This window comes from Clostridium bornimense (genome assembly GCF_000577895.1).
Classification (GTDB): Bacteria; Bacillota; Clostridia; order Clostridiales; family Clostridiaceae; genus Clostridium_AN; species Clostridium_AN bornimense.
This window is the reverse complement of sequence record NZ_HG917868.1, coordinates 1,505,928-1,527,114: the sequence shown is the minus strand read 5'-3', so window position 1 is coordinate 1,527,114 and position 21,187 is coordinate 1,505,928. Positions and strand designations below refer to the sequence as shown.

18 protein-coding genes and 1 other annotated feature (1 of these 19 running past the window's edge) are annotated in these 21,187 nt (G+C 27.8%); of the genes, 14 read left to right on the top strand and 4 right to left on the bottom strand.

The genetic code is table 11. From position 1 onward, the window contains the following. Positions 1-183, top strand: a binding site (T-box leader); it begins 32 nt to the left of the window's first position. 109 nt (positions 184-292) lie between these two features. The 3 genes from CM240_RS06735 to CM240_RS06725 are packed head-to-tail and all read left to right on the top strand — an operon-like array spanning position 293 to position 3,541. Continuing rightward, entirely contained in the window at positions 293-1,366 is a 1,074-nt protein-coding gene (locus CM240_RS06735; RefSeq protein WP_044037636.1) for a pyridoxal-phosphate-dependent aminotransferase family protein, read from the top strand. 23 nt (positions 1,367-1,389) lie between these two features. After that, positions 1,390-2,328 carry a D-2-hydroxyacid dehydrogenase gene (locus CM240_RS06730; RefSeq protein ID WP_044037635.1) on the top strand — a complete coding sequence of 313 codons (939 nt, stop codon included), beginning with the start codon at positions 1,390-1,392 and terminating at the stop codon, positions 2,326-2,328. Continuing rightward, positions 2,306-3,541, top strand: a complete 1,236-nt coding sequence (locus tag CM240_RS06725) for a DUF1015 domain-containing protein (protein WP_044037633.1) — start codon at positions 2,306-2,308, stop codon at positions 3,539-3,541. Before CM240_RS06730 ends, CM240_RS06725 begins: the two co-directional genes overlap by 23 nt. Positions 3,542-3,946: 405 nt before the next feature. Here CM240_RS06725 and CM240_RS06720 read toward each other — a convergent pair whose 3' ends face one another. Then, a complete protein-coding gene (locus tag CM240_RS06720; RefSeq protein ID WP_044037631.1) occupies positions 3,947-4,684 on the bottom strand; it encodes a hypothetical protein in 738 nt (245 codons plus the stop codon). Between the two features lie 194 nt (positions 4,685-4,878). Between CM240_RS06720 and CM240_RS16850 the strand changes: the two genes are divergently transcribed. The 6 genes from CM240_RS16850 (at position 4,879) to CM240_RS06690 (ending at position 13,257) form a co-directional block, all read left to right on the top strand. Then, complete coding sequence (locus tag CM240_RS16850) at positions 4,879-5,736, top strand: hypothetical protein (protein WP_051483739.1); 858 nt, start codon at positions 4,879-4,881, stop codon at positions 5,734-5,736. Between the two features lie 629 nt (positions 5,737-6,365). Beyond that, the gene (locus CM240_RS06710; protein WP_156930521.1) at positions 6,366-7,460 is read left to right on the top strand and encodes a glycosyl hydrolase family 8; all 1,095 of its coding nucleotides are present in this window, start codon (positions 6,366-6,368) and stop codon (positions 7,458-7,460) included. A 62-nt stretch (positions 7,461-7,522) separates the two neighbouring features. Next, entirely contained in the window at positions 7,523-9,358 is a 1,836-nt protein-coding gene (locus CM240_RS06705; RefSeq protein ID WP_044037629.1) for a LexA family protein, read from the top strand. 11 nt (positions 9,359-9,369) lie between these two features. Beyond that, the gene (locus CM240_RS06700) at positions 9,370-11,265 is read left to right on the top strand and encodes an ABC-F family ATP-binding cassette domain-containing protein (protein ID WP_044037627.1); all 1,896 of its coding nucleotides are present in this window, start codon (positions 9,370-9,372) and stop codon (positions 11,263-11,265) included. Between the two features lie 28 nt (positions 11,266-11,293). Then, complete coding sequence (locus tag CM240_RS06695) at positions 11,294-12,418, top strand: cysteine desulfurase family protein (RefSeq protein ID WP_044037625.1); 1,125 nt, start codon at positions 11,294-11,296, stop codon at positions 12,416-12,418. Positions 12,419-12,426: 8 nt separating this feature from the next. Continuing rightward, the gene (locus tag CM240_RS06690) at positions 12,427-13,257 is read left to right on the top strand and encodes a tRNA 2-thiocytidine biosynthesis TtcA family protein (RefSeq protein WP_044037623.1); all 831 of its coding nucleotides are present in this window, start codon (positions 12,427-12,429) and stop codon (positions 13,255-13,257) included. Positions 13,258-13,438: 181 nt separating this feature from the next. Here the strand turns inward: CM240_RS06690 and cysK are convergent, their stop codons facing one another. Then, on the bottom strand, positions 13,439-14,365 hold the full coding sequence (gene cysK, locus CM240_RS06685; protein ID WP_044037622.1) for a cysteine synthase A: 927 nt from the start codon (positions 14,363-14,365) through the stop codon (positions 13,439-13,441). A 140-nt stretch (positions 14,366-14,505) separates the two neighbouring features. Between cysK and CM240_RS06680 the strand changes: the two genes are divergently transcribed. Then, complete coding sequence (locus CM240_RS06680; protein WP_044037620.1) at positions 14,506-14,835, top strand: single-stranded DNA-binding protein; 330 nt, start codon at positions 14,506-14,508, stop codon at positions 14,833-14,835. A gap of 161 nt (positions 14,836-14,996) precedes the next feature. Continuing rightward, positions 14,997-15,380, top strand: a complete 384-nt coding sequence (locus CM240_RS06675) for a hypothetical protein (RefSeq protein WP_044037618.1) — start codon at positions 14,997-14,999, stop codon at positions 15,378-15,380. Positions 15,381-15,422: 42 nt separating this feature from the next. Here the strand turns inward: CM240_RS06675 and CM240_RS06670 are convergent, their stop codons facing one another. Then, positions 15,423-16,283: a YitT family protein gene (locus CM240_RS06670; protein WP_044037616.1), complete on the bottom strand. Its 861-nt coding sequence runs from the start codon at positions 16,281-16,283 to the stop codon at positions 15,423-15,425. Positions 16,284-16,449: 166 nt separating this feature from the next. Here CM240_RS06670 and CM240_RS06665 point away from each other — a divergent pair, with 166 nt between their 5' ends. Then, positions 16,450-17,592 carry a cysteine desulfurase family protein gene (locus tag CM240_RS06665; protein WP_044037614.1) on the top strand — a complete coding sequence of 381 codons (1,143 nt, stop codon included), beginning with the start codon at positions 16,450-16,452 and terminating at the stop codon, positions 17,590-17,592. Continuing rightward, the gene (gene thiI / locus CM240_RS06660) at positions 17,589-18,737 is read left to right on the top strand and encodes a tRNA uracil 4-sulfurtransferase ThiI (protein ID WP_044037611.1); all 1,149 of its coding nucleotides are present in this window, start codon (positions 17,589-17,591) and stop codon (positions 18,735-18,737) included. Before CM240_RS06665 ends, thiI begins: the two co-directional genes overlap by 4 nt. A gap of 62 nt (positions 18,738-18,799) precedes the next feature. Here the strand turns inward: thiI and CM240_RS06655 are convergent, their stop codons facing one another. Then, complete coding sequence (locus tag CM240_RS06655; RefSeq protein ID WP_044037606.1) at positions 18,800-19,177, bottom strand: hypothetical protein; 378 nt, start codon at positions 19,175-19,177, stop codon at positions 18,800-18,802. A gap of 168 nt (positions 19,178-19,345) precedes the next feature. Between CM240_RS06655 and CM240_RS06650 the strand changes: the two genes are divergently transcribed. Further along, the gene (locus tag CM240_RS06650) at positions 19,346-21,166 is read left to right on the top strand and encodes an ATP-dependent helicase (RefSeq protein WP_051483737.1); all 1,821 of its coding nucleotides are present in this window, start codon (positions 19,346-19,348) and stop codon (positions 21,164-21,166) included. Positions 21,167-21,187 lie beyond the last annotated feature (21 nt).

The window sequence follows — 21,187 nt, the reverse complement described above, 5'->3', positions numbered from 1 at the left end:
AGGTGTTTAAGAGAGTCGATGGTTGGTGCAAATCGATACAAGTTCAATGTGAATCCGCCTTGGAGGCTTATTACGATGAGTAATACGGAGAAAACCGTTAAAACATTAGAGAGGATTATAATTTGTTCTAAATGAACATATTGTAATCAATTAGGGTGGCAACACGAGACATTCGTCCCTTTTAGGGAGGATGTCTTTTTTGTTATATAAAAGTATATATCATAAGTATATTAGGGGTAGTACACTTATGATGAAGCAAATTTGTTATTTTTAAATTTAAGGGGGAAAATTCATGCATAAGAAATTATTTATTCCAGGTCCAGTAGAAGTTAGAAAAGATGTTTTAGAAAAAATGGCTACACCAATGATAGGGCATAGAAGTAAAGATGCTTCAGCACTTCAAAGAGGTATTAGTGATAAGTTAAGAAAGGTATTTTATACAAAAGAAGAAATATTATTATCTACTTCATCTGGTAGTGGATTAATGGAAGGAGCTATTCGTTGTACTACTAAGAAGAGGGCAGCAGTATTTTCAATTGGTGCTTTTGGTAAGAGATGGTATGAAATGGCTAAATTCAACAATGTACCAGCAGATTTATTTGCTGTGGAAATGGGAGAAGCAATCACACCAGAAATGGTAGATGATGCATTATCAACAGGAAAATATGATAGTATTTTTGTAACACATAATGAAACATCAACAGGAATTATGAATCCTATTGAAGAAATTGCAGAAGTAGTAAAAAAATATCCAGAAGTAGTATTTTGCATAGATGCAGTATCATCTGCAGCTGGAAGCAAGATAGAAGTTGATAAATTAGGAATTGATATTTGTGTTACATCTTCACAAAAAGCTATAGGATTGCCTCCTGGACTAGCAATTTGTACATTTTCTAAGAAAGCTTTAGAAAGAGCAAAAACAATTGAATTTAGAGGATATTATTTAGATCTTTTACAACTTTATAACTTTATTCAAAAGAAGGATTATCAATATCCATCAACACCATCAATTTCACATATGTATGCTTTAGATTATGCTCTTGATTTAATGTTAGAAGAAGGATTAGACAATAGATTTAATAGACATATTGAAATGGCTAAGTATGTGAGAGCTTGGGCGAAAAAATATTTTGATTTATTTGGGGATGAAAAACACTTATCAAATACAGTGACAGCTATCAAAAATACAAGGGGAATTTCAGTAGCTGATTTAAATAAAGAATTAGGTAAAAGAGGATTTGCTATATCAAACGGATATGGAGATTTGAAAGAAAAGACATTTAGAATTGCACATATGGCTGAAATGACTTTAGATGATATTAAGGAACTATTAGAGAATATCGAAGATATTTTAAATCTTAAATAGATAATTTTGGGGGGCTATTTGTTATGAAAATATTAGTTAATGATGGAATGGAAGTAGAAGCTTTAGAGAATCTTAAAGCATTAGGATATGATGTAGATGATAATCAATATAAGGGTGAAGATTTATTTAATAAGATTAAAGAAGTTGATGTTATTGTAGTAAGATCAGCGACAAAAGTAAGAAAAGAACTTATAGATGAAGCTTTAAAAACTGGAAAATTAAAATTAGTGATAAGAGGTGGAGTTGGCGTAGACAATATAGATGTTAAGTATGCTGAAGAAAATGGTATAACTGTAAGAAACACTCCCCTTGCTTCATCAGCGTCAGTAGCTGAGCTTGCTATTGGACATATGTTTGCATTAGCTAGATTTATTAACATAGCTAATGTTACAATGAGAGAAGGAAAATGGGAAAAGAAGAAATATGAAGGATTTGAATTAGGAGGAAAAACTTTAGGACTTATTGGATTTGGTAGAATTGCAAGAGAAACTGCAAAAAGAGCAAATGCATTAGGTATGAAGGTGGTTTATACTGATATTACTGGAAAAGTTGATGGATATGACGAATATAAATTCTTAGAAAAAGAAGAATTATTAAAAGTTAGTGATTTTGTATCTCTTCATATTCCATTTATAAAATCAGTAGGAGCTGTAATTGGAGAAAAAGAATTAAACATTATGAAAAATAGCGCTTATTTAATCAATTGCGCTAGAGGTGGAGTTGTAGATGAAAAGGCATTATTAAATGCTTTAAATAACGGAGAGATTGCTGGAGCAGCGTTAGATGTATTTGAAAAAGAGCCAAATGAAAATGCAGAATTAGTAAATCATCCAAAGGTAAGTGCAACTCCTCATATAGGTGGTTCTACTATTGAAGCTCAAAAGAGAATAGGAGAAGAAATAGTAGCAATTATTAATGAATTTGGGGGGAAAGATTTAGATGGTGATGATAAGGCCGTTTAAGGCATATAGACCAAGAAAAGACGTTGCACATAAGGTAGCTGCATTACCATATGATGTAATGGATTCAGATGAAGCAAGGGAAATTGTAAAAGATAATATGTATTCTTTTCTTCATATAGATAAAGCAGAAGTAGATTTGCCTAAAACTATTGATATATATGATAGAAGAGTTTATGAAAAAGCAAAGGAAAATCTTAAAAGTTTCATTGAGAATGGAATACTTATTGAAGACTCAAAAAGTATATTATATATATATAGATTAATTATGGATAGAAGAGTTCAAACTGGAATAGTTGCATGTTCATCTATTGATGATTATTTGACTAATAATATAAAAAAACATGAAAAAACAAGAGAAGATAAGGAGCTAGATAGAATTAATCACGTAAATATATGTGGTGCTCACACTGGTCCAATTTTCTTAACTTATAGAGATAAAGAAGAAATTAATAAGTTAGTTGAAGAAATTACAAGTGAAGAACCAAATGTGGACTTTTTAGCAGAAGATGGTGTGGAACATATTGTATGGTGTGTTAGCAATAAGGATAGAATAAATACTCTTGTGAGTTTATTCAAAGAAGTTCCTTGTACGTATATAGCTGATGGACACCATAGAGCAGCATCAGCAGTAAAAGTTGGTGAACTTAGAAGAGATTTGGTAAGAAGTTATAAGGGTGATGAGGAATTTAATTATTTTCTTTCAGTGTTATTCCCTAGCTCAGACCTAAAAATAATGGATTATAATAGAGTTGTTAAAGATTTAAATGGATTAACAGCTAATGAATTATTAGAGAAGGTAAAGGAAAAATTCGATGTAGAGAAAGCTTATGGAAGTTTTAAACCGAGAGAAAAACATGTGTTTGGAATGTATTTAAACAAAGAATGGTATAAGATTAGGGCAAAAGAAGATACATTTCAAGATACTGTTTTAGAAGCATTAGATGTTTCTATTCTACAAAATAATCTTTTATGTCCTATACTAGGAATAAATGATCCTAGAACAGATAAGAGGATTGATTTTGTAGGTGGAATAAGAGGACTTAAGGAACTAGAACGACTAGGTGATAAGTATAATGGTGTAGCTTTTGCTTTATATCCTACAACCATTGATGAATTAATGAATATAGCTGATAATGGTGAAGTAATGCCGCCAAAATCTACATGGTTTGAGCCTAAACTTAGAAGTGGATTATTTATCCATAAGTTAGATTAATTTGTCTGAATAAAAAAAAGACTGACTAAGAAAAAAAAAGAATGAATAAGGAAAGGGTAGCTCTGAGAAGAGCTACCCTAATTTAATGAAATCAATAATGAAAACAAGAATAAAAAATAAAGATAATAAAAGGGAAGAAAATAGAGAAAAATTAGAGGAAAAGAGCCTGATTTCTGTTCAATCTTTATTATATTGTCAGACTTTTCTTTCTTTTTTGAACTCCCTCTTAGACCGCTATTCATCTATCTTTATAAGGATTCGTGTTTTAAATTCAAATAGTCAATCTTTTTTTTACTGGAACATAATTGTCTGAATAAAAAAAAGACTGACTAAGAAAAAAAAAGAATGAATAAGGAAAGGGTAGCGCTACAAAACGCTACCCTTAATTTGTATAATATTTATATTCTACTTAATTAATTCTACATGGGAAGGGGTGCAAATAGCATCTTCTGGTATACCTGTAATATATCCGTTATCGTTTAATTTGTATTCTGTGCCATCGATAATCATTTTTGAATCTTTAGTAAATCCTAATTTGAAGAAGTTTTCATTCAAATAACCATTTCTTAAATTCATCAATTCTTCATTAGTATATAACCAACCGCTTTCATCAAAATATACATAATTTTCTCCACCATCTAATGAAATGTAATTGTTTGTTTCTGCCCCCATTCCTTCAAGAATTGCTTTACCTTCTTTTGTTTGAGGAAAGAAAATTCTAATTAAGTCTATTTTTTCATCATATGAAATATTTTTGTTTAATATGTTGATAAAATCAAATACTCTACCTGAATCTTCTATTTCATCGGTTGATAGATAATCTCTATAATCTACATCTGGATTTAATATAGAAGAAAGTCTTTCCACTCCAGAATTAGTAATTGTTATGTCTGAATAGCCATGTAATAGAGTTTTTACTTTGTAAGGAGTATTTCGTTCTATGTTTAAAATATTATTTTCAAATTTTAATTCTGTTAAATTACCTTTTAAACGATTTGAATATTTTAAATTTGACGTATTAGAATTTTTACTTAACAAGTTACTAGTAGTTTTTTTATATGAATTAGTGGTATTAGAAGTATTTAAATTTTTCATGTAAGTACTGATTAGATTACTATTACATACATTGCGATTTATATACATTATTTTTATCTCCTCTCCTAAATAATATATTGTTATAAAAGAATAATGTTTTTATTATTATCGTAACAAAAAAGGAAAACTTAACTAAATTATATAAAAAATATATATATAATTAAATATATTACATAAAACGTAAAAATATAGACAAATAATACATTGTATGATAGTATATTATCTATAAAAGAGGAAAAAATATGAAGAAAAAGAGAATATTTACAATGGTATTGATATCATCTATCTGTTTTTTATTATTTACTAGTATGTTAAATACAACTGCATCTGCTGCATATGTATATACTGATTCTCAAAATGTAGACAATAGTACACAGGAAACAGCGTTTCAACTAACAGAAAATACAATTTATGATTCTTTGAGACTATTTCCAAAGAGAGAATCAAGTTGTTTTTTAGAGAGTACAGGAGATGCTGGATGGTACAAAGTTAATCTTTCAGAAGGAACAAAAACATTAACAATTTATGCTCCATATGTTACAGTTACAGCTACAGTATTTAATTCTGAAAAAAGTAAGGTATATGAAAATAAATTTGGTAAATCGCTTAAGAGACAAGGAAAATTCGATGTGTCAAATGCAGGTACATATTATATAAGAATCTCTTCAGATGATGAAATAACTGAAAAAGTTGCATATACAATGTTAGTAGGAGCTCCTGATTATACAACAAAGACATATACGAAGTCTCTTTCAACAACAAAACTAACAACATATAGTAGATACTCAAGTATTCAAACTTTTGATTTAAGCAATGTATCATCTATTCCAGATTCAGCAATAGTTAAAACAATATCTTTAGGTGGAACTGAGACTAATAAGTATAATGCTTCTGGAAAGACAAGAAGTATATGTGTATATGGTAAGTCATGGTATAGATCTACAGGACCATCTATTTTTGAGGTGGATATGTTTAATGCAACTACACCAACTCCACTAAAGCAAAAATGGCAATTCCAACATTATGCAACATCTGTAACTGATTCATATTCATTAAAGCCTAGTATCATATTTACATATATGTGTGAAAATAACTACTAATGTGAGTTTTATGTCTGAATAAAAAAAAGACTGAATAAGAAAAAAAAGACTGAATAAGGAAAGGGTAGCTCTGAGAAGAGCTACCCTAATTTAATGAAATCAATAATGAAAACAAAAATAAAAAAACAGAAAGAAAACATAGAAGAATAAAGGGCTAGAAAGGAATAAAGGAAAATATAAGAGAAGGAATAATGAATAAAAAATAAAGATAATAAAAGGGAAGAAAAGAGAGAAAAATTAGAGGAAAAGAGCCTGATTTCTGTTCAATCTTTATTATATTGTCAGACTTTTCTTTCTTTTTTGAACTCCCTCTTAGACCGCTATTCATCTATCTTTATAACGATTCGTGTTTTAAATTCAAATAGTCAATCTTTTTTTTACTGGAACATTAATTGTCTGAATAAAAAAAAGACTGACTAAGAAAAAAAAGAATGAATAAGGAAAGGGTAGCGAAGGCAAACGCTACCCTTTCCTTATTTATATTTAGAATATTATTTTTAAATTTTAATTCTTTTAAATGATTTTAATATTTTAAATTTGATGTATTAGAAGTATAAAATACATGTTAAAGAATATATTACATAAAATTATGGATATAATAAAAAATATGATAAAAGAAGGTGATGATTGTGAAAAAGAAAAAAATAATTATTATTGCAATAATCGTAATGTTAGGGGGGATAGGTAGTATTATAGCGATGAATAACAAATTAGAATTTAAATTACCTATAAATGGACACAACAAGATTTTGGAAGTCGAAGATACAGTGAAATTTATTAATAACAATCTTTCAGATGTAAATGGTATATATACGAATTATTTAGAAAAAGAGAGTGCAGGAGATGAAACAAAAGGTCATTATGTTTTATCTGAATCAGAAGGATTGATGATGTTATATGGAGTAGAAACTGGTAATAAAGATATTGCTGATACTCATTTAAAAATAATAGAAAATATGATGATGGAAAATAATTTAGTAAGTTGGAGAGTTAGGGGAGAAAAGAAGAGTATGGTATCATCTACTATTGATGATCTTAGAATAGTAAAAGCTAGTGCCTTAGCATATAAAAGATTTGATGATGCTAAATATAGAAAAGTATTTTTTAAGTTATCAGAGGGTATAAAGAATAATTCTGTATATAAAGGATGTTTAGTGGATTTTAATGATAATGGAATATTAAGCGATACAGTTACATTATCATATATGGATTTAGGGGCACTTTCTATTCTGGCCGATGTAGATAAAGACTATAAAGAAATAGAAGAAAAAAGCAAGAAAATAGTAGAGGGTGGATATATCTCAGATGCTATTCCACTTTATAGAAAATCATATAATATAAATGAGGAAGAGTATTCAAAGGAGGAAAATAATGATTTGTTATTAACTTCGATGATTTATTTGTATAAAAGTGAAGTAGGAGAAGATACAAGTAAATTTTTATATTGGGTAAAAGATAAGTTAAATAAAGATGGTTTTTTATGTAGTACATATTCTTCAGAAACAGGAGAGGCTACCTCAAAAGTTGAATCAACTGCTATATATTCCGTAGTAGCAATGGTAGCTAGAAATAGTAGAGAAACTAATTTATATAATAAGTTAAAAGAAAAGTTATCACTATATAAAATTGATGAAGGAGACTTAAAAGGTGCATTTGGATATTTAGAAAATAAAGAAATATATTCATTTGATAATTTAATGGCCATATTAGCACTAATAGAATAAAATAACTGCTTAAGAACCTAGAAATAATATGTTATAATATATCTAATTGTTGAGGTGATAATATGTTAAATTCTAGAATTGAGCTTATGTGTAAAGATAGATTATATAATAATATATTAGTAAAAGGGGTAAGTGGAAGTGGTAAAAGCACTTATCTTATAAATAGAGTTAATGAATATATTAATAAGTATTCTGTAGAAGATGGAGATTCTATATTGGTTTTATTTAAGAATAAACTATCAAAATCTATAGGATTAAAATTATTTGAAGAACAAGAAAGAGAAGAAACTCTTTTTTCATTTCTTAATATAAAAGTGGATTTTTATACTTATGATGAATTAGTAGAAAATTTATTAAAAGTAAAAGGAATTAATTTATGTAGTGGTGACAAAAAAAGAGAGATATTATTAGAAGCAATAGATAGTATAAAAGGAGATTTAAAAAATAGTAAGATATTTAGAATTAGTAATATTGAGAATATCGAAAAAGAAGTATGTGAAATTCTATCATCTAACATAAGTAGAAAACAATACATAGAAGGAAGAAGAAAAGTTTCTTATGTTAAGGCAAAAAAGAATTCACATAATAGAGAATTACTTTTTAATGTTTCTGAAATATTTAAAAAGCTTATATTTAAAAATAATGTATATATTAAAGATGTAATAGATATAGAACTTATAGAAAAGTTTTTAGATAATAATGATATATATACTCATATTGCAATTGATGATGGAGAATTTTTAACAGAGAAGCAAAGGAAATTTATATATACTTTAAGAAAAGACAGTAGTATAAGTACAATTACTATTACTTCCAAAAGAAATATTAAAGATGTTTCTTTTGAGAAAACTTATAATTTGAGAAATAACATAAGATCAAGTGAAGAAATAAGAAATCTTATTAAAGGTTTTAAAGGTAATAAGAATATATTAGAGAAAAATATAAATATACCATATCATCTTATATACGATGATATGGGAAAGAGTTTTTTAGCAATAAGAGATTTAATTAAAAACAATATATCTTTAAGATATAAATATGAAGATATTATTGTTTTATTTAAGAATGAAGAAGAACTTAGAAAGGGTAAGCTTTACTTCATAAATAGTAAGATACCATGTAGAAGAATTAAAAATTCTTTATATAGTAACGGAGATAAAATAAAATTAGCAGTCTTTGATGATGTATTAGGCATTAGTTCCAAAGTAGTTATAGTAACTAATTTTAATAATGAAAATTACAGTACTATAAAAGAAAAGAAAATTCTTATTGATGAAATATCTATGGCAGAAAATGAACTATATTTGGTTGGATATGGAAAAGAATCTAAATTTGTAAATAAGCTTCCAGTTGGAGTGCTAGAAGATAGAAGATTTGTAAGTAATAAAGGAATAGAATCATTTACTTATGTGGATTGTAAGAAGAATAAGGTGATAAATCTTTTAAGAGATATATCAGCTCCGAAGAATATGCTTATAAATGTTAATGGGAAAGAAGAAGAACTTGCTGATAGTGAAGTTTCAAAAGTTAAGGTGTTTTCACATATAGCAGCAGGTATGCCTATATTCATTTCAGAAGAAGAAACAGGAGAAATGTATCTACCTAATAGTGTTCTTACAAAAAATAAGGAACATTTTATTCTTACCATTGATGGGGACTCTATGATAAATGTAGGAATTAACAATGGAGATAAAGTTGTAATTGAAAGAAATAATACTGTAGAAAACGGAGATATTTGTGCTGTAGAGATAGATGGAAATGCTACTCTTAAAACTGTAAAGATAGCTAATGGTATGGCTACGCTTATTTCTGAAAATGATAATTATGCTCCTATGAATTTTGGACTTAACGAAATTAGAATTATAGGGCAAGCAGTTGGAATAATTAAAAATAATTAAAGGAGAAAACAATGAACTTAATTACTTTAGAGAATATAAGTAAAAGTTATAGTGAAAAACAAATAATTAATAATATATCTTTTGGTATTAATGAAGGTGAAAAGATAGGAATTATAGGGGTTAATGGAACGGGAAAATCGACTCTTTTAAAAATAGTAGCTGGATTAGATGAATTTTATGATGGTAAAATTACTAGAGTTAACAAATTAAGATGTGAGTATTTACCTCAAGATGTTGATTTTAATGATGAAGATAAAGTATTAACAGCAGTATTTTATGGAGATACTATTGAAATGAAAGCTCTTAGAGAATATGAAAATATTGTTTCTAAGTTATCTAGTGGACAAGGTGATTATGAGGAGTTAAGTAATAAACTAATAGAAGCTCAAGAGCCTATGGATGATCTTAATTTATGGGATATGGAAAGAGAAGCAAAAACTATACTTACTAGGCTTGGAATAACAAATTTTGAAGAGAAAGTTTCAAATTTATCTGGAGGTCAAAAAAAGAGAATTGCTTTGGCATCAGCATTAATTAGGCCTTGTGATCTTCTCATTTTAGATGAGCCTACAAATCATTTAGATAGCGAGACTATAGGATGGTTGGAAGAGTACTTAAACTCTAGAAAAGGATCACTATTGATGATAACTCATGATAGATATTTTTTAGATAGAGTAACTAATAGAATTATAGAGCTAGATAAAGGAAATTTATATAGTTATGATGGAAATTATTCGTATTTTTTAGAAAAGAAAATAGAAAGAAAAGAATTAGAAAAGTCTTCAGAAGAGAAGAGACAAAACTTTTTAAGAAATGAGCTAAAGTGGGTAAAGCGAGGTGCAAAAGCACGAAGTACTAAGCAAAAAGCTAGATTAGATAGATTTAAAGAAATATCAGAAATAAAATATGATAGTGAAGATCAGGAAGTAGATTTTGATATAAAAGGTAGTAGATTAGGTAAAAAATTAGTTGAAATTAATAATGTTTCTAAGAGTTTTGGGGATAAGAAAATAGTAAAAGATTTTTCATATATTCTTTTAAGAAAAGATAGAATAGGTATAATTGGAGAGAATGGAAGAGGAAAGTCTACATTAATGAATCTTATAGCGGGAGAATTATCTGTTGATAATGGTGAAATTATTAGAGGTGAGACAGTAAAAATAGGGTATTTTTCACAAGAAAATCGTTTTATTGATAGTGAATTAAGAGTTATTGATTATATAAGGGAAGTAGGAGAATATCTTGAAACAGCTAGTGGAGAAAAAATAACAGCATCTGCTATGTTAGAAAAATTTCTATTTACACCAGAGATTCAATATACTGAAGTAAAAAGATTATCTGGAGGAGAAAAAAGAAGATTATATTTACTTAGAGTACTTATGAGTGAACCTAACATTTTACTGTTGGATGAACCTACCAATGATTTAGATATTACGACACTTACAATTTTGGAAGATTATTTGGATTCATTTGATGGTCCGGTGATAACAGTATCTCATGATAGGTATTTTATTGATAGGATCTGTAATAAGATTTTTTATTTTAAATCAGCTAATGAAATTGATATTTTACATGGTGGATATAATGAGTATTTATTGTTTAGACAATTAGAAGAAGAAAAAGTTTCAGAAATTAAGGAAAAAAAAGAAAAACCAAAGTCTGAAAAAGCATTAAAATTTTCTTTTAATGAGCAACGAGAGTATGAAACAATAGATGAAGTTATAGAAAATTTAGAAGAAAAGATTAAAGAATTAGATAAAAGTATAGAAGAAAATGCTAGTAGTTATGGAACATTAAATGATCTTTTAAAGGAAAAAGAACAAGTAGAAAAAGAACTTAGTGAAAAGTATGATAGATGGACTTATTTAAATGAATTAGCAGAAAAAATAGAACAAGCGAAGAAGTAATTATTAAAGTTAAGAGGTGAATCGTTCAATGATATATTTAGACTATGCGGCTAATACACCAGTAGATGAAGAGGTACTTCAGGTATTCTGTGAGGCGTCAAAGGCATATTTGGGTAATCCTAATAGTAGTCATAAGCTTGGAAGAGATGCAAAGGGAGCGATAGATGCAGCTACAGAGAATATATCGAATCTTCTTAATGCAAAAGAAAGAGATATAATATATACTTCTAGTGGAACAGAGGCCAATAATTTAGCTATTAAAGGTGTGGCTAAAGCTTATAGAAGTTATGGAAAGCATATAATTACAACTTATTTAGAACATTCATCGGTAACAGCGGCAATGGTAGATCTTCAAAATCAGGGATATGAGATAGATTTTGTAGATGTATTAAGTGATGGAACTATAGACTTAGATCACTTAGAAGAGTTGATTAGAAAAGATACTATATTAGTTTCAATATGTTATGTTGGCAGTGAAGTAGGGATTATTCAACCAATAGATCAGGTATCTAAGGTGATTTCTAAATATGAAAATTGTTTTTTACATGTAGATGCTACTCAGGCATTAGGTAAAATGAATATTGATATGAATAATATGGACTTAGTTACTTTCACAGCTCATAAATTTTATGGATTAAATGGGTCAGGAGTAGTTATAAAAAAGAAAGAAATTAGGATGGAGCCTATAATTCATGGAGGAACTAGTACTACTATTTTTAGAAGTGGTACACCAGATGTAGCAATGATTCTTGCAACAGAAAAAGCTATAGATATAGCTATTAGCAATTTAGATGAAAGATATAATTATGTAAAATGTTTGAATAATATATTAAGAAAAGAATTTTTAAAATATAAAGAAGTACTTATAAATAGTAGTGAAAAAGCTAGTCCTTATATATTAAACATAAGTATAAAAGGAATAAAGGCTAATAGGATTCAAGATGAACTTGAAAAAAATGGTATCTATATAGCTACTAAAGCTGCTTGTTGCGCAACAAACACTGTATCTAAACCAGTTTTTGCTATAACTAAGGATAGAAAAAGAGCGATGGGTGCAATAAGAATAAGTCTTAGTCATCTTGTTAGTGAAGAAGATATTAAAGTGTTTTTAGAAAAATTTAAAAAGTGTTATGAAAAATTAATAAATGAGTAGGATGTAGTATGGAAAAGTATAAAGAAGTTGAAAGAAGTATTATAAAAAAATATAGAAAGAAAATTTGGTCTAAGTTTATTAAAGGAATCAAAGAATATGAACTAATAAAAGAAGGCGATAAAATAGCTGTTTGTATATCAGGTGGAAAGGATTCAATGCTTCTTGCAAAATGTATGCAAGAATTACAAGTTCATGGACATATAAAGTTTGATTTAGAATTTTTAGTTATGGATCCTGGGTATAATGAATATAATAGAAAGATTATTGAAGATAATGCAAAGCTATTAAATATTCCTATAACTATATTTGAAACAAAAATATATGATATTGTAGCAGAAATAGATGAATCTCCTTGTTATTTATGTGCTAGAATGAGACGAGGGTACTTATATAAGCATGCACAGAGGCTAGGATGTAATAAAATAGCTTTAGGCCATCATTTTGATGATGTTATAGAAACTATTTTGATGAGTATGCTATACAACGGTCAGTTAAAAACAATGATGCCAAAGCTACATAGTCAGAATTATGAAGGTATGGAAGTTATAAGACCGCTATATTTAATAAGAGAACAGGATATTATAACTTGGCAAAATAGTAATGAATTAAAATTTATAAAATGTGCTTGTAGATTAACTGAAAATTGTATGTTAGGTGACAGTGGTGGGGGCTCAAAAAGACAAGAGATGAAAGTACTTATCAAAAAGTTTAGAAAAATGAATCCTAACATAGAGTTAAATATATTTAGAAGTGTTCATAATGTGAATTTAAATACTATTATTGGATATGAGAAAGATGGAATTGAAAAAAGCTTCTTAGATGATTATGATGAATTATAAGAAAAGAGAGGCTTGGGTATAAGTATGATGGCACAAGGCACAGGTATGGATGAAATTCCTGATAGGGAAAATTAACCTTACTTGTGCCCTGTGCCTTCTAACCTGTGCAATATCTTGTGTTCTAAAAAAGGAACTATCTATGACGAAAATTTATTGTGGTAGATATGTTCCTTTTAAATTTCTATTTAAATAAGTTAGGTGTAGAAAGATAGCGCTCACCAGAGTCTGCAAATACTGTTACTATTGTCTTATTTTTAAATTTTTTTCCTAGAGATAATGCAGCATGCATTACGGCACCAGATGAAATACCAACTAACAATCCTTCTACTCTTGCAATTTCTCTAGTCATTTTATAAGCATCATCATTAGAGACAGGTATAATTCTATCTATTATTGACATATCTAATATTTCAGGTATAAAATTTGCTCCTAATCCTTGAAGTTTGTGTGGAGCTGATTTTCCACCAGATAATAATGGAGAAGATGCAGGTTCAACAGCTACTATTTGTATGTTTGGATTTTTTTCTTTAAGATACTGACCAACCCCTGTCAAAGTTCCGCCACTACCAACACCAGCTATAAAGAAATCAATATTTCCATCAGTATCTTTCCATATTTCTTCTGCAGTTTTAAGTTTATGTGCTTGTACATTTGAACTATTACAAAATTGTTGAGGGATAAAGGCATTACCAATCTCTTTTGCCAATTCATTAGCTTTATCAATGGAACCTTGCATTCCTAAATCTCCATCTGTCAAAATTACATCAGCACCGTAAGCCTTTAAAAGAGTACGTCTTTCTATGCTCATTGTATCAGGCATTGTTAGTATTACTTTATATCCTTTAGATGCAGCTACACAGCTAAGGCCTATTCCAGTATTTCCGCTAGTTGGTTCAATAATAGTAGTATCTTTATTAATTAATCCTTTTTTTTCAGCGTCTTCTATCATAGATAATGCTATTCTATCTTTTATACTTCCACCAGGATTAAGAAATTCTAGTTTTGCAAGTATTGTGGAGTTACAATTATTTAGTTTGTTAAGTTTGCATAATTCCATTAATGGTGTATTACCGATTATATCTGTAACATTCTTAATTATATTACTCATTTTATCACCTTTTCCTATATTTTATATAATAAGTTTATCACGGAATTAATAATTTTTAAAATTTTTTTAAAAAAGTGTATAGAGAACATACATTTGTGTTAATAATGTAGATATCAGTAATCTCAAGGAGGAATGTGAATATGAATAGAGTAAGTCTTATAGGCAATGTAACTAGAGAGTTGGAATTATGTAAATCTAAGGACGGAGAAATTCCATATACAAGATTTACATTAGCTGTTAATGAATATGTAATATCAACTAAAGAGAAAAAAACAACATTTGTCGATGTAGTGGCATTTGGTAAAAAAGCTGAAATTCTATCAAGAAATGTACATAAAGGTCAAAAGTTAGCAGTAGAAGGTAAGATTAGCACTGGAAGTTATTTCAATAATGATGGTATTAAAGTTTATACTACTTCTATTATTATGGAAGATTTTACTTTTATCGATTCCAAAAAAGACATAATATAGCAATTAACTCCTTAGTTTTCTAAGGAGTTAATAAATTTATCCAAAAATTAATCAAAAATTCTAAAAAAGTATTTATATTTATCTTGTATGATTATATAATATGTATATGAGAGTAACTTTTTAAACTAGGGGCAGCTTGTTTATTAAAGGGGGATACATATATGGGTAAAAAAATAAAAAGTTCCATTATTATTTATGATGATTTTAAGAACGTATTAATAGTACAAAAGGGAAAAAGTAAAAAATTCGAGCCAAAAGTTTGGTCTATATTAAGTAAAGACATAACAGAAAAACAAGATCCTGAAAAGTACATAACAAAAGCTGTAGGTAAGGATTTAAAGTGTAACATTTTTGATTTGCTTCCTTACAAAGTATATGAAGAAGGAGATAATAAAAATATTGTTTTCTCTGGAAAGTTAAAAGAACAAATAGTATGCAGTGCTGATATTAATGAATTCAGTTGGATTAAGGAAAAAAATTTAAAAGAATATAGTTTTTCTGATATTGAAGAAAAAATATTATCCGAATTTTTTAAAACAATGTAGTATATAGCCATCAGAGTATTAATAACTTTGATGGCTAACTTATTATAACGGCAAATTTTTCTTAAATCCTAATCCTTCTACGTCACTTACATCTAATACAGTTATAAAAGCATTAATGTCTTCATTACGAACTATTTGTTTAACAGCAGGTAATTGTGAAATTTCAACAATAGTATATATAATGTTACGTTTTTCTTTTGTATAAGCACCTTCACCATAAAGTAGAGTGACACCTCTTTGAACTTTATCCATAATACGCCTAGTTACTTCTGGTTCTTTGTCTGAAATTATTAAAACAAGTCTTTTTCTATTAAATATTTGAATGGTTTTATCAAGAGTAAAACTGCTTATATACATAAGTAATAATGTGTATAATGCTATTGAAATCCCGAAAATAAAGCAGCCAATTAGAACGATAATACCATTTAAGAGGAAAGAAACTGTTCCTATGTTAATATCTTCCTTATGTTTTTTTATTAAGGCAGTTATTATATCTAATCCGCCTGTAGATCCATTATAAACAAAAACTATGCCAATCCCAATTCCTTGTAGTACACCTCCATATATAGATAATAGTAATGGATCCTTGAGAGTTATAAATTTTTGCATATTTGTTGTAAGTATTAGTGTAACAACAGATCCTAATGTGCCTATAATGGTGAAGAATGTGAAAGACTTATTTATTTTAAAATAACTTAGTATTAAAAGTGGTATATTTAAAATTAATGTAGTATATCCTGCAGGAATAGAGGTTAAATACTGTACAATTAAAGCTATACCAGAAACGCCACCACTTAAGAGATTTGCGTTTACTAAAAAGATATTTATTGCTAGAGAATTAATAGTACATCCTACCAATATGAAAAGTATTTGTTTGAATTTATCACGATTAAAAAATTTCACTTAATAACAGCTCCTAAAATAATGTATAGAATTATTATGCACGAAGTTACATAAGGTTATGAATATAACTTTAATATATAATAAATTTCTGTTATTATATATTAATAGATAAGTTTTTTCTAATAACCAAGAAAGCCTATAGGAAATATAAAAAAGGAGCAAAGATATGATTTATTTTGATAATGCATCTACTACTAAACCTTATGAAGAAGTAATAAGTGAAGTAGCAGATGGAATGAGAATGTATTTTGCAAATCCATCATCTATTCATAAAATGGGTGTAAAATGCGAAAAAAGATTAGATAAAAGTAGAGAAAGTATCTCTAATATAATAAATTGTGGTAAAAATGAAGTGTTTTTCACATCAGGTGGAAGTGAAGGAAATAATCTTATATTAAAGGGATTGTTGAAACCAGGAAATCACTTAATAACAACTAGGTTTGAGCATCATTCAGTACTTAAGGTTTCAGAGGAGTTGGAAAAATACGGGGTAAAGGTTACTTATCTTGACTTAGATAATAAGGGGCAAATATCTTTAGAACAATTAACTAAAGCAATTTGTAAAGATACGGTTTTAGTTTCTATAATGCATGTTAATAATGAAGTTGGATCTATTCAAGATATTAAAAGTATAGCAGCGACGATAAGATCATGTAGTAAAAGAGCTAAATTTCATGTAGATGCAGTACAAAGTTTCGGAAAAATTACAATTGATGTAAAAGATATGGACATAGATTTACTTACTGCATCAGGTCATAAGATTCACGGACCAAATGGAGTCGGATTTTGTTATATTAAATTTGGGTTAAACTTAAACTCTATTATTAAAGGTGGAAGTCAAGAAAAAGGTCTAAGAGCTGGTACTGAAAATATAGCAGGAGTTATAGGTATGGAGAAAGCAGCTAGAATTGTAAGTGAAAATAGAGATAAGAACTTTAATTATGTATTAAAATTAAAAGAATATATGATTAGTAGATTAAAAGAGATAGATGGTTCACATATAAATAGCCCAGTAGATGAAATGTTTTCTCCATATATTCTTAATGTATCTTTTGAAGGAATTAGAGCAGAAGTACTATTGCATTTATTAGAAGAAGAAGATGTATATGTTGCTACAGGATCAGCTTGTACATCTAAACTTTCAGCAAGAAGTGGAAGTTATGTTCTTAAGGCAATGGGATTGAATAACAAATATATTGAAGGAGCTATAAGATTTTCATTTTCAGAAGATAATAAAATAGAAGAAGTAGATAAAGTTATAGAAATATTAAAACAGTCATTAACATTTTTAAGGAGAATAAAAAGATGAGAAAATTAATTTTAGTAAAATATGCATCAGAGATTTTTTTAAAGGGATTAAATAGAAATAAGTTTGAACAAAAGCTTATGGAAAATATAAAAAAAGTTTTAAAGGATGTTCCTTATGAATTTATTAGAGATGATGGAAGAACATTTATATATTCTGAAGATATAGATTTGCTTGTAGAAAAGGTAAGCAAAGTTTTTGGAGTAAAAGAAATTTGTATAGTAGATGAATGTGAAGTTCAATTAGAAGCTATATGTAATACAGCAATTTCATGTGCTAAAGAATTAAATGGTGGAACATTTAAAGTTGAAAGTAATAGAGCAAATAAAGAATTTCCAATGAATTCTATGGAGCTTAGTAGATATGTAGGATCACAAATCTTACAAAGTGATTCTAGTCTCTCTGTAGATGTGAGAGAACCAGAAAATAAAATTTATATAGAGGTAAGAAAGAAGGCAGCTTATGTATATTCTAAAAAAGTAAAAGCTGTAGGTGGAATGCCATATGGTACTAATGGAGGTACTGTTCTTATGCTTTCAGGAGGAATAGATTCACCAGTTGCGGGATATCTTATGGCAAGAAGAGGAGTGAAAGTATCAGCAGTTTATTATCATTCACATCCATATACTTCAGAAAGGGCTAAAGAAAAGGTTGTAGAACTTGCACGAATTCTTAAGAATTATACAGGTGAAATGAAGTTATTTGTAGTACCATTTACTGAAATTCAAATGGAAATAATGAAAAAATGTAGAGAAGATGAATTAACAATAATTATGAGAAGATTCATGATGAGAGTTGCATGTAAAATTGCTGAAAGTGAAAAGTTTGAATCTGTTACAACTGGTGAAAGTATAGGTCAAGTAGCATCACAAACTATGGAAAGTCTTGTAGTTACAGATAATGTTTCAGATAGACCTGCTTTTAGACCACTTATTTCTATGGATAAAGAAGATATAATTGATATATCTAGAGAAATAGGTACATATGATACTTCAATATTACCATATGAAGATTGTTGTACGATTTTTGTTCCAAAGCATCCTAAAACAAGACCGGTTCTAAAACATATAGAAGCTTCTGAAGAGGCGTTAGACATCGAAGGACTAGTGAATAAGGCGATAGAGGATTTAGAAGTTATTTCATTATAATAAAGAATGAGCTGTTGCACGAAGAGTGTAGCAGCTTTTTCCGTGCGACAGTTCTATATTTTCTATCTATTATTTTTACATCCACTACAATTGCCATTTTTAGAAGAAGGACAAGATGAGCAACCTTTTTTGCAGTTGCAAGATGAACAGTTATTATTTATTGCAGTAGATTTAATTTTAAATGTATCTTCTTCGAAAATAACAGTGATATCTTTGAAGTATTTGTTGATATTTTCATTATAAATAATAGATATACCATAATAATCTACATAAATATCACTGGACTCACTTTTTTCATAATCAAGAGTAATACCGACGGTATATTTGGAGTGACATGCTTTTTCTAAAGAAAGTCTAATATATTTATATTGAGGATTATTATTTAATAGTTTTTTTAACTCCGTTATTGCAGAATCATTTATTATAAAATTTAAGTTCATAGTAAACTCCTAAAATATTTGATGTTGAAAGTGTAGCATAAGTATATTAGATTTGCAAATAATCACTAAATTTCAAAATGAAATTATATAAAATGATTTATATAAACTTTAAAATGGTTATAATTTTATAATATAATACTAAAGTAATATATTATTAGGAGATAATAGATGAAATTAGATAAAAATCAAATTGATGCTATAAATTTTAAGGATTGTAATGCCTTAGTGGTTGCTGCACCGGGGGCTGGAAAAACTACAGTGATTCTAAAAAGGGTACAGTATCTAATTGAAGAGAAAGGTGTAAGTGAAAATAATATAATAATATTAACATTTACTAAAAATGCTGCTGTTTCAATGAAAAAGCGATATAAAGAAGAAACTAAAAAAGTTAAGACTCCATTTTTTGGAACATTTCATGGGTTGTTTTATAAAATTTTAAGTAGAAAAGAAGAAATAAAGATGATTTCTACTAATGATACATATAATATAGTTAAAAAAGGTTTGTATACACACTTAAAAGATGTTGGTGAAGATAAGATTAAAGAAATGATAAGTGCTATTGGTACATATAAATCTAAAAGATATAGTAAAGAGTCATTTCAAACATCAATAGATAAAGAGATTTTTTTAAAGATATATAACGATTATGAGAATTTCAAGGAGTCAGCAGGATTATATGACTTTGAAGATTTACAAATTAGAGCCTTAGATCTTTTATATAATAATGAAATGTTACTAGAGTCATATAGAAAATTGTTTAAATATATTCTGGTAGATGAATTTCAAGATTGTGATGAAAATCAAATAGAATTTTTACAGCTTATAAATAAAGAAAATTATATATATGCTGTAGGAGATGAAGATCAATGTATATATTCATTTAGAGGAGCTTATCCTGAGCCGATGGTAAGGTTCTCAGATTTTTTTGATAATGGTGAAAAAATATTTTTAGAGAAAAATTATCGATGTGCTAAATCAATAGTAGACTTGTCTAGGGATGTAATAAAATATAATGAAAGTAGAAATGACAAAACAATAGAAAGTTATAGAAATGAAAAAGGTGTAGTAAAATACATTATTGCAGATAAAGAAGATATTGAAGGTAAAGATATTACAAGTAAAATAAAATTAATAAAAAATGAAAATAAAGGGATTTCATTTAGTGATTTTGCAATAATATATAGGACTAATGAAGAAAGCAGAATTATAGTAGATAATTTAATAAGAAGTGATATACCTTTTAGATATCTTGATCGAGCATATAATTTCTTTGATCATTTCATATGTAAAGATATTCTAGCTTATTTATCATTATCAATAAAAACCAATGATATAGAAAGTTTTTTTAGAATAATAAATAAACCATTTAGATATGTTAGTAGAAGTTCTCTAGAAAAAATAAAAGGTTTAGAGATAGGTGATGTATTTGAAAATTATTTTGATAGAAATGATTTGCCACCATATCAAGAAAAAAAGTTAGTAGATTTAAAAATAGATATACAGTATTTAAATACTAAGTCTCTATCATATGCTATCGCGACAATTTTAAATGATTTAGGTTATCTCGATTATTTAAAAGAATATTCTATTAAGTATAAAGTAAATATTGATGATTTATTAGAAATAGTAAGAGAATTTCAAGAAATAGCTTCTGAACATAAAACAATAATAAACTTATTATCATATGTTAAAGAATATACTGAAACATTAGAAAATAGTAAAGTTGAAGATAAAGATGCTGTTATTCTTTCAACTATTCATGGAGTTAAAGGTATGGAATTTAAAAATGTTTTCTTGATTAATGTTAATGAAGATAACTTACCTCATTGTAATAATGAAGATGTAGAAGAAGAACGAAGATTATATTATGTAGCTGTTACAAGAGCTATAGATAATTTATATGTTTATTCATGTAAGTTTGTAAGAGGAACTTTTATGGATCCATCTAGATTTATAAAAGAGAGTGGATTAATACTAACTGAATTATAGTGAAAAATAACTATTAATTAT